Here is an 11,093-nt window from a genome sequence, read left to right on the forward strand (position 1 = left end):
AATTGGGTTGTGCTTTTTTATAGTGTGCCAGGCAACGTCCTACTCTCACAGAGGGAAGCTTTCAACTACCATCGGTACAAAAGAGCTTAACGACCGTATTCAGCATGGGAAAGGGTGTGACCTCTTCCGGAGCGAGTGCCATGCAGCAACCAAATTGTGTTCGTCTTTTTTCTAGTACAAGCTCTTTTGTTCTACCCTCTAACTTATCTTCTATGCTTTCATTGAAGAAACCAGTTGATTTCACCCACGATCAGCAGGATAAACAATATTCATCTGCTTTCTGGCTTCCTCTACAATACGAGCTGTAATGAGTGAATTTTCATATGAATTTATCGTTGATTCGACTTTACGATTCTTAATCAGCTCGATGAATTCAAGAGCCTCATAATACATGGCTGGTTCATCTTGAGGAACACTAATATTTTCAACCGTACCATCCTTATAAATGATTTTCACTTCCTTGATCGGGTTCATATGATCAATGATGATACTGCCATTTTCACCTTGAATTTCAGAGGCAACATAGGAATTTGAAATTTTTGAATACATGATGACAGCTTCCATTTCACCATACTGTAAAAGGAGGCTTCCTTGACCATCTACACCTGTTTTAAGCTTATAACAGAGACCGGTAATAGCTTCTGGTTCCCCGAATAAGGTCACTAAAGGATAGACACAATAAACTCCTATATCCATTAAAGCACCATTTGAGAAAGTAGGATCAAACGCATTTAGAATTTCTCCTTCTTTATACCGGTCGTAACGTGAAGAGTATTGACAGTAACTTGAAAAATATCGACGTACGGTCCCTATCTTATTAAGATGTTGTTGCAGCGATTTAAAGTTTGGAAGAAAAGTTGTTTTTAACGCTTCCATTAACAAAACATTATTTTCTTTTGCACATGTGATCATTGCGTTCACTTCAGCTTCATTAGAAGCAAGCGGTTTTTCACAAAGAATGTGCTTGCCATGGCTCATAAGTAAGTTCGCTTGAGAAGCATGAAAAGAATTCGGACTAGCGATGTAAATAGCATCAATCTCATCACATTTCGCCATTTCCTCCAAATCAGTAAATACGAGAGGCACTTGATGCTCCTTGGCAAATGCTTGCCCTCGCTCTTCCGTTCTCGAATAAACAGCCATTAATTTAAAATCTTTTATTCTCTTAGCTGAATGAATAAATTCACTTGTTATCCAATTTGTTCCTATTATTCCAAACCGTATCATAAAGGCCTCCATTACTCTTTTTTATTGATGGGAAGGTTTATTATCATTGTCGTTCCAATATTCATTTTACTCTTTATAATTAATATTCCATCATGAGACTCAATAATTTTTCTACTAACCATCAGGCCTAAGCCTGTCCCCTTTTCTTTTAACGTATAGAAAGGTTCACCTAAACGCGGAATCAGGTTTTCTGGAATCCCTGTTCCTTGGTCCTCAATTGATATAGAAATGTATTCATCATTTATCCAAAGCTTGGTAGTGATCGTTCCTCCGTCAGGCATCGCTTCCATTGCATTCTTATATATATTGATAAACACTTGGCGTAACTGGTTTCGATCACAGTAAATTAGCGGGAGGGTGTCCTCAACATGTAACTCCATTTCAACCTTTTTTAATAAAGCTTGAGGTTGTAAAAATTGAATCACGTTTTCAGTAAATGAATGTAAATCCTCCATTTGATAGTTGGCAACTTGTGGCTTAGCTACGACCATGAATTCGTTTGTAATCATCTCAAGGCGATCAATTTCATTTAACATGATAGACATGTACTCATTATGTTTTGTATCAGTGTCTTTTTTTAATAACTGTAAGAACCCTTTAATGGTCGTTAACGGATTTCTGATTTCATGAGCAAACCCAGCAGCTAGTTCTCCGACAACAGAAAGCTTTTCTGATCTTCTTAATAGTTCCTCTGTCTTTATTAATGTTGTAATATCAACAATCGTTCCGAGTACTTCTTGAATTTGTCCATCTCTTATTATCGGAATTAAAGAAGCTAAGTAAATAGACTCGTCGTCCGTTTCGAATTGAAATTCGACCGCTTCTCCTTCCCATGCTCTCTGGTTATAATGATCAAATAGTTCATTATGACTTGTTGGATAAAGGCATTGAACTGATCTTCCAATTACTTCTTTTGGTAATACACCCGTTTCCCGGAGGATTTTCCCCTCCATTAAAGTATAAATAAACTCTCCATTATACTCTTTAAACTTAAAAATAATACCTTGATGCTGCGCTAACGTTTCTTGCAGTTCTAACCTTGTTTCTCGTAATTCTTCTTCAGCTTTTCTTTGTTCAGTTATATCTCTTATAATCGACGCACACAAAATTTCTCCGTCCTGTTTTTTCATTGGAGAAACCGTCATACTAACATCTATCAATTTTTGATTGGCATGTTGTCTCTGTGTTTTATAGTCGACAATTGAATACCCATTTTCTAAGCGTGAATAAAGCTGATCAAATTCAGATCTTAAATGAGTTGGAACCAAACAATCAATACTTAAGGGTTCATTTTCACCATATCCAAACATTTTTGTGAAAGCCGGATTGCGTTGGATAAGCTGTTTATTATTTAATTGATAAATAAATATTGCATCATCCGTGTTTTTAAATAGGAGCTCTAATTCATTTTCAACATCTATTAATTTTTTCTCGGTCTGTTTTTTATTCTCTAAAGGTACTTGAATGGTAGCCGAATAAAAAGCTTTCATAATAAAGAAATATCCAAAAACTTTAAAGACATGAGCAACAGTATGTATCGCATCCTGCCTACTTTCATACATAGTTACTGCAATTCCACATAGAATCAAGAAAAAACAAGCGCGAATTAAATTTAATAGATAAGGATTTTTTTCTTTCTTGTACTGTTTCCAGATGTAGAAGATAGCCAATAAATGCAACGTTGCAATAGAATATTCCATTCCTATTTTAAGTGAAGTTGTCCCGTAACTATCAATCAATAAAGGAAGATGATCACCTAGTAGACTTACAAGGTAGGAAAGTCCTAGTGGAATGAAAATAAATATGATAAGTAGAGAATATTTCTCTAAAAGGTCCGCTATGTATTGTTTTTTTCGAACTGCATATAAACCAAACATTAATACGATGGCCTCTGTCCACCTAGCAAACATCCATAGCCAAGCAGAAACTTGCAGATTGAGTTCAAAAAAAGGCATTCCCGGAAAAGTCATAACATGAAGAACATCAAAAATAGCAATCGTTAAAAAAGATAATGTGATTAGAAACAAAAGCTTAGATTGATTATAGGGATAAGTTAGCCAACCATAGATAAAGATCGACACACAAACAGCAATACTAATTAACTCTAATAAAGTATGAACAAATAAATGATGGTTTACCAAATAATTATTTAGATAATTTGCTGAAAAAAATACAGTTAACAACATCATAATCCCGACGACAGCTAAAATAATGGACCGAATTTCACTATTATCTAATTTCACCGTTTTCCCCCCAGCAAACTCCATTACCTTATTATACCATTCACTCTTCATTTATTTATTACAATTTTTCGTTCATACAATTATTGATTTAATAAACTTTTACTGTACTTCTTTAATTCTTGGATAATGACTTGTTCCATGTTTTCATCTCCTAGAAACACCCCATATAAATATCCATTTAAATAAGCTTTCCTCCAAACAATTTGCCCGTTTAATGTTAATATATCTTCCGATGAGAGTTTTACCTGACATTCTATTTCTTTTACACGATTTTGTTCCAAAAAATCAGTGCTTAGATGAATCTGCAATCCTTTTGGACTCATATTAATCACTGCACCTGTTTGAGCATTACTTTTTATTTTTCTATCTCCGTCTGTAATCTGCTCATAATAGATGTCACACTTAATGGGTTGGCCAAACTCATATCGAAAGGACTCATTGCGATTATAACGTTTCAACATGTAATACCCTACTTTCCTTCTATGTTACAGTTTGAATGTGTAAGTTATTGTGTGCCCATATTACTTTATTTTAAAATAAAAACTCAAACAAATCTCTGTATATATATCGGCTTTAATTTTAAATATATTAGAAAAAAGCTTGCTATGAAATATGATTTTCATAGCAAGCTTTTTTGGGGGATTTAACTCATTTTAAGTTAGCGCTTCTTGTTCTTCCTTTTTAAAGAAGGTTTTCATAGCATGATAAACGTCGCCTTTTTCCTTAAGGATGTGATGGCGGAACCTGATATCATCTATATTTTTATAGGCACTCATAAGAGTGGAATGGCGACTATATTGATTCACCTCACCGTAGCCGAACATACTAGAGACATCCATTAATTGTTCGACTAATTTTAGGCAACGGGCATTGTCTGATGTAAGATTGTCACCATCGGAGAAATGGAATGGATAGATGTTGTAACGTTTTGGATCGTATTTACCGTCAATTACTTCAAGTGCTTTCCGGTATGCTGAAGAGCAAATGGTTCCACCACTCTCTCCTTTTGAGAAAAAGTCTTCTTCTGAAACAACTTTTGCTTCAGTGTGATGGGCAATAAACTCAATATCTACTGTTTCATATTTAGTCCGTAAGAATCGTGTCATCCAGAAAAAGAAACTTCTAGCCATATATTTTTCCCATCTGCCCATTGAGCCACTCGTATCCATCATTGCAATAACTACTGCTTTTGACTCTGGTTTTGTGACCTCATTCCACGTCTTAAAGCGAAGATCATCATTGTAAATAGGAATTAACCCAGGTCTTCCTTCTAGCGCATTTCGTTTAATCGCAGATAAAATCGTACGGCGTTTATCAATATTACCCATTAACCCTTTTTTACGAATATCATTAAAATCAATATCCTCAATGACAATCTCGTCTTCCTCTTTCTTTTGCAAGTTAGGTAACTCTAGTTCTCTAAAGAGCATTTCTTGCAATTCCATTATGGAAACTTCCGCCTCAGAATAGTCCTCTCCGGCTTGATCACCTGCTCCTTGGCCTTTTCCTGGTCCTTGCTGCTTTTTTGCATTAGGATCCCTTGCTACAACATCGCCTACTTTACTATCTCCTTGTCCTTGACCAACATGCTTATTTTTATCATAGTTATACCGGATTTTATATTCATCTAGAGATCGAATCGGAATCCGAATCACATCTCGACCATTCGACATGACAATATTCTCTTCGCTAACAAGATCTGGCAAATTTTTCTTAATCGCTTCTTGAACTTTCTCTTGATGACGTCGCTGGTCTTGATACCCTTTTCGATGAAGAGACCAGTTTTCTTGTGACACGACAAATTGGCGTTGATTGTTGTTGTTCGTCATGTGATTCCCCTCCCTTTATCTAATCATCAGCTCATCAAATATTTACACACATTCATGTTCACATTTTTTCATTTAGATGCATATGATGGTCTCGAGTCGTGGTTAGAAAAAAGAGCCTTCAAAAAGATGGCTTACTTTATCCTATGCAGACAGGGAAGAGAGTTGCTAATAAATTCTGACAAATCTTCTATTTTCGAAATAGGACAAGCTGAAAATGGAAGAAAAGAGGATATGCAATGGCGGAATTTTTTTATTTATGTAAATTGATCTAAGATTGGTTAATTCGCATCTTTATTGTTATGGGCTTACGTGTCTTAACATGTTCGTTCCATTGCGCTGCAGTCACTCGCTTTCCGCGGGGAGGTGGCGAGCCTCCTCGGCTTTGCCTGCGGTGTCTATATCCCGCAGGAGTCGAGTGACTTCCGCTCCATTTCACTTCGAGGGTGAAATTTTTTTATAGCAACAATTTTTAAAAAAGCCAAATTTTAAAAGAGGCTAGGACAATTTAGCACCATCCTAGCCTCTTTTCAAAAGACTTTCGTGTATTTTTTATTACTTGTTCCCTAATTCAACCCATGGGCAAGTTTTACTGAAAAAACTTTCTACTTCATCAATCCTGCTTCTTTTAAGGGCCAGAACCTAAGGTCGACTTTTCCAACGATTTGGTCATTTGATATTGGACCTAGTCTTCGGCTGTCTAGACTGTTAGGGCGATTGTCTCCGAGTACATATATGTGTCCTGCTGGGATTGGTTCTGGTACAGCAAAGTCATTTGTGTATGGTCCCCATTCGTATTCTTCTACTTTAGATTGTAAAAAAGGTTCAGGTACTGGTTCATTGTTTATATAAAGTACATCATCTTGGTAGTAAATAATATCCCCAGGTAGGCCTATGACTCTTTTAATATAGTCTTCTGTTTCTGAAGCATGAAATACAATTAAATCAAACCTGTTGGGCTCGTTGAAGTCATACCCGATTTTATTGACAAGAAATCGCTCTCCATCATATACATTCGGCATCATGGATTCACCTTGTACTTCATAGCTAGTAAATAGAAACATCCGAATTAATATCGCTAGGACTAAAGCAATTACCAACGTTTTTAACCAGTCTAACCAATTCGTAGTCTTCGTTTCCACATTCATTCCTCCGTCCTTCTTTCAATGTAACACCTGTTGTTGAAGTCGACAAGAGGTTTGTTCTAGGGTTTAAATTTGATGTCAATTAAGAAAAAAAAGCAGTCCCTCTTAACGGAGACTGCTTCTTTTGAACTTACCTGTTTAACAGACTTCCTACATAACGTAGTAGTTCATTTGCAGAAGTGGAGTTATAGCCATGTTCGTCAATTAATCTAGCAATAACTTCATTTACTTTCTTTAGTTGAGATTCATCTGGTGTTTTGGTTGAAGTTGTTATTTTCACAATGTCTTTTAGATCAGCGAATAGTTTCTTTTGAATCGCTTCACGTAATCTCTCATGCGAATTATAATCAAACTTCTTCCCTTTACGCGCATAAGCAGAAATCCGGATTAAAATCTCTTCGCGGAACGCTTTCTTCGCATTTTCGGAAATGCCGATTTGTTCTTCGATCGAACGCATTAGTTTCTCATCCGGTGTCATTTCTTCACCTGTTAGTGGGTCACGTAACTTGTTCTTATTACAATACGCTTCTACATTATCAAGATAGTTATCCATTAATGTTTTAGCAGACTCATCATAGGAGTACACAAATGCCTTTTGGACTTCTTTCTTGGCAATCGCATCATACTCTTTTCTGGCAACTGAAATAAAGTCCAAATAGCGTTCACGGTCTTCTTTAGAAATAGATGCATGCTCACTTAACCCTTCTTTAATGGAACGCAAAACATCTAGTGCGTTAATGGACGTTAGTTGTTTTCTAATAATAGCTGAAGAGATTCGGTTGATTACATAGCGTGGATCAATTCCACTCATACCCTCATCAGGATCTTCCTGTTTTAATTCAACTAAATCCTGAGAGTTAAAACCTTCTACGTTTTCCCCATTATACAAACGCATTTTCTTCAGTAGATCAACGCCTTGTTTCGTAGGTTCTTTTAATCTCGTTAAAATGGTAAAGATCGCTGCAACCTTTAATGCATGTGGAGCAATATGCACATGAGAAAGATCACTATCTGCAATCATTTTTTTATAAATTCTTTCTTCTTCATCCACTTTTAAATTATAAGGTACCTTCATGACAATAATCCGTGAGTGGAGGGCTTCATTCTTTTTATTTGAAATGAACGATTTGTATTCTGACTCATTCGTATGAGCTACGATTAATTCGTCGGCACTAATCAATGCGAATCTTCCCGCTTTGAAATTCCCTTCTTGCGTTAGTGAAAGGAGATGCCATAGAAATTTCTCATCACATTTCAGCATTTCTTGGAATTCCATCATTCCTCGGTTCGCTTTATTCAACTCCCCATCAAAACGGTAGGCACGAGGATCGGACTCTGATCCATATTCAGCAATGGTTGAGAAATCAATACTACCAGTTAAATCAGCAATATCTTGTGATTTAGGATCGGACGGACTAAATGTCCCTATCCCTGTACGCTTATCTTCTGAGAAAAAGATTCGTTCGACAATAACATCTTCAATTCTACCACCATACTCTTCGTCAACACGCATCATGTTTAAAGGCGACAGATTCCCTTCAATTTTAATCCCAAATTCATCATAGAAATCTTTTCGTAAATGATTTGGAATCAAATGAAGAGGATCCTCATGCATCGGGCATCCTTTAATGGCATACACAGCTCCATTGTCTGTTCTTGAATACTGTTCTAATCCGCGCTTGAGCATCGTTACAAGTGTAGATTTACCACCACTGACTGGTCCCATTAACAACAAGATTCTTTTTTTAACATCGAGCCTTTTCGCTGCTGAATGGAAATATTCTTCAACTAACTTTTCAAGAGATTCTTCTACCCCGTATAATTGATCTTTGAAGAAAGAATACTCCTTCTTCCCATTAACTTCCTCGACTCCGGCATCTTTAATCATATTATAAACACGGGAGTGAGCAGTTTGTGCAACCCACGGCTTCTCTTTCAGCAGTTCTAAATAGTCAGCAAATGTTCCTTCCCATTTTAAACGTTCTTCTTCTTCTCTGAAATGCTCAACTTTTTTTAATATGGTCATGTAATACCTCCATCCTCGTAATCAAGAGCGAGATTAATAAACCATATGCCGAAAAATGGTTGAACATGCATCACAATTCTTTACAATCTGTTCAAAAATTCATTCCCTACTGTTTCCAACCCCCAAAAAAGAAATTTGGTGGTACAATACTTATACTACGTGGAAAGAAGTGTGTATGATGTTGAAATCTAGTACAGGTTGGATTTTAATTGGTCTTATTTTTATTGCTTTTATGTTTTTATTAGTTGAAGTAACAGCAGAAGTAAAAGAAGTAAAAACTTTATCTGAACTTATAGAGAGTCATGTTGATTTAAAGGAAGTGACCTTGTCTTCAAACAGTGTCATTACAGATCGAAATGGCGATATTATTAGTGAGATCTATCGTGATGCTAATCGCGTTTATCTCTCGTATGATCAAATATCTCCTTTTATCATTGATGCTTTTATCGCAACGGAAGATCAACGATTCTTTGAACACAAAGGGTATGATTTCATTGCGATTACTCGCGCGATTCTTTCAAATGCCAGACAAGAAAGCATTGAAGAAGGCGGAAGTACCATGACACAACAACTTGTGCGTAACCTCTTCCTCTCTCATGAACAAACCTACAATCGGAAAATGAGTGAAATTTTATACGCACATGAACTGGAGAAGACATATTCAAAGAATGATATTATCGAGCTATATATTAATACTGTTTATTTTAACAATGGAGTTTACGGCATTGAAGCTGCTAGTAGATATTATTTTAATAAGCCAAGCGAAAGACTGACTCTTTCGGAGGTCGCATTCCTTAGTGCCGTTCCAAATAACCCTAGCCATTACGATCCTCTAACAAATAGCGATCGTACAAAGTTAAGGCAGGAATGGGTTTTAAAAAAAATGCTGGAAGCAAGATATATTTCTGAAGATGAATATCAGGACGCTCTAGTAGATCCAATTCAATTGAACGTCAGAAAAAAAATCGACACCCACCCTGATTATGTTACTTATATACATCAAGAGTTCATTGATTTAGTAGCTGAAAGTGAAGGGTATAATCTAAAAATCAAGCAAGCTCCTTCAGACGAAGCAAAACAAAAAATTGAACAAAATTTGCAAGAAAGGGTTCAGCACTTACTAGCTCAAGGGATTGAAATTGAAACATATCTTGACCCTTTCATGCAAAATCTAGCTATAAAAACAATTCATCGTCAAGTACCCGATACAGATATTCAAGCAACGGCTGTAGTGATTGATCACGTTAACAATGAGTTGATTGCCATGACCGCTGGAAAAGATTATCGAAAGTTCGACTTGCACCGAGGATATCAAGTGCATAGACAAACGGCTTCAGCTATAAAGCCATTACTTGTTTACGCTCCTTATTTCGAAGAATACAACGTACCGATTCAAAGTACGATTAACGCTGATAATATTTGTTATAAGGAAAAAGGGGAAGAGTATTGTCCTCGTAATTATGGAGGCGCACAATACGGAATGGTGTCGCTTGCGACCGCGTTAAAACACTCTTATAATACACCCGCTATTCGAATTCTTGACCGTGTAGGAGTTGAAACAGCCTTTTCCTATTTAGATGCTTTCGACTTTTCTAAAGTAGACGCCTCGGAACAGCGGTTAACATCAGCATTAGGAGGATTCACCCATGGTGTGACTCCACTAGAGTTAACAAGAGCCTACACAACCTTTGCTCGTAATGGTTCTTATCAAACTGCTTATGGCATTAAACAAGTACTAGATAAAAACGGTCAAGTTTTATTTGCTTGGGAACCGGAAGAAATGGAAGTCTGGAGTAAAGCCACAAATGACAAGATGAGAAAACTGTTATCAGAAGTTATTGAAAGCGGTACTGCTAGAAAAGCACAAATACCTGCAGATTACGCCGGTGGAAAAACTGGTACATCAAGTGATTATTTAGATCTTTGGTTTGTCGGTTTAAACGATCGCTATACAACCGGGGTCTGGGTCGGCAAAGACCAATGGTTAAGCATCGCCCACCTATCAGACCAATCCCCGCATTTGCAGATTTGGAAAGAGATTATGAAATAAGAAGACATAGAGTAATGCTAGTCCCTGCACAGCACTAAGCTCTGGAAATAAACTTTGCTTTCCGCGGGCGTCTGGTGAGCCTCCTCGTGCTTACGCACTGTGGGGTCTCACCTTTGTTTTTTAGGGGAACACTGAAAAACTCAGATGAGCAGATTCATGGAAGCCGCAACGGTTTACTCCTTGCTCCTAAACCGCACTTTTAATAGGGATAACTCCCCCTTGTTAGTGTTCTCTTTTAAATCGCCTGGCAAGAGTCACGTGGCTTCCTCTCTATTTCAATCACAAAATTAAAAAATATTCAATTTCTGTGGGGGCTTAGCTTTCTCCCCGCGGAAAGCAAGTACCTGCAGCGCAATGAAACGGATTCGTTAAGCTAACCAATATATCCTTAATGAGATAGAGGTTGCTGAAACCAAAGTGCAATGAAGCGGAAGATACTTGATTCCTGCGGGAAAAGAGGAAAGGGCAAGACACCACAGACGAAGTCGTAGGGGCTTGGCTTTCTCCCCGCGGAAAGCAAGTACCTGTAGCGCAATGAAACGGATTCGTTAAGCTAACCAACATATCCTTAATGAG

Annotated in this window: 7 protein-coding genes and 1 rRNA gene; 1 reads left to right on the plus strand and 7 read right to left on the minus strand. The window is 37.1% G+C overall.

Translation table 11 applies throughout. From position 1 onward, the window contains the following. Positions 1-26: 26 nt before the first annotated feature. The 7 genes from rrf to JCM9157_RS21795 form a co-directional block, all read right to left on the minus strand. Positions 27-143, minus strand: a 5S ribosomal RNA gene (rrf, locus tag JCM9157_RS26250). A 97-nt stretch (positions 144-240) separates the two neighbouring features. Continuing rightward, positions 241-1,227: a Gfo/Idh/MocA family protein gene (locus tag JCM9157_RS21765; protein ID WP_035668300.1), complete on the minus strand. Its 987-nt coding sequence runs from the start codon at positions 1,225-1,227 to the stop codon at positions 241-243. An 11-nt stretch (positions 1,228-1,238) separates the two neighbouring features. Beyond that, positions 1,239-3,470: an MASE3 domain-containing protein gene (locus tag JCM9157_RS23680; RefSeq protein ID WP_052013308.1), complete on the minus strand. Its 2,232-nt coding sequence runs from the start codon at positions 3,468-3,470 to the stop codon at positions 1,239-1,241. An 80-nt stretch (positions 3,471-3,550) separates the two neighbouring features. Continuing rightward, positions 3,551-3,931, minus strand: a complete 381-nt coding sequence (locus JCM9157_RS21775) for a PilZ domain-containing protein (RefSeq protein ID WP_035668303.1) — start codon at positions 3,929-3,931, stop codon at positions 3,551-3,553. Between the two features lie 192 nt (positions 3,932-4,123). Continuing rightward, positions 4,124-5,299, minus strand: a complete 1,176-nt coding sequence (gene yhbH / locus JCM9157_RS21780; protein WP_035668305.1) for a sporulation protein YhbH — start codon at positions 5,297-5,299, stop codon at positions 4,124-4,126. A 602-nt stretch (positions 5,300-5,901) separates the two neighbouring features. Next, positions 5,902-6,438, minus strand: coding sequence for a signal peptidase I (lepB, locus tag JCM9157_RS21790; protein ID WP_439644363.1), 537 nt, complete (start codon positions 6,436-6,438; stop codon positions 5,902-5,904). Between the two features lie 133 nt (positions 6,439-6,571). Then, positions 6,572-8,467 carry a PrkA family serine protein kinase gene (locus JCM9157_RS21795; protein ID WP_035668313.1) on the minus strand — a complete coding sequence of 632 codons (1,896 nt, stop codon included), beginning with the start codon at positions 8,465-8,467 and terminating at the stop codon, positions 6,572-6,574. Positions 8,468-8,645: 178 nt separating this feature from the next. Between JCM9157_RS21795 and JCM9157_RS21800 the strand changes: the two genes are divergently transcribed. Next, complete coding sequence (locus tag JCM9157_RS21800) at positions 8,646-10,517, plus strand: transglycosylase domain-containing protein (protein ID WP_035668315.1); 1,872 nt, start codon at positions 8,646-8,648, stop codon at positions 10,515-10,517. Positions 10,518-11,093: the final 576 nt, after the last annotated feature.

Source organism: Halalkalibacter akibai JCM 9157, from assembly GCF_000513135.1.
Taxonomy (GTDB): Bacteria; Bacillota; Bacilli; order Bacillales; family Bacillaceae_D; genus Halalkalibacter; species Halalkalibacter akibai.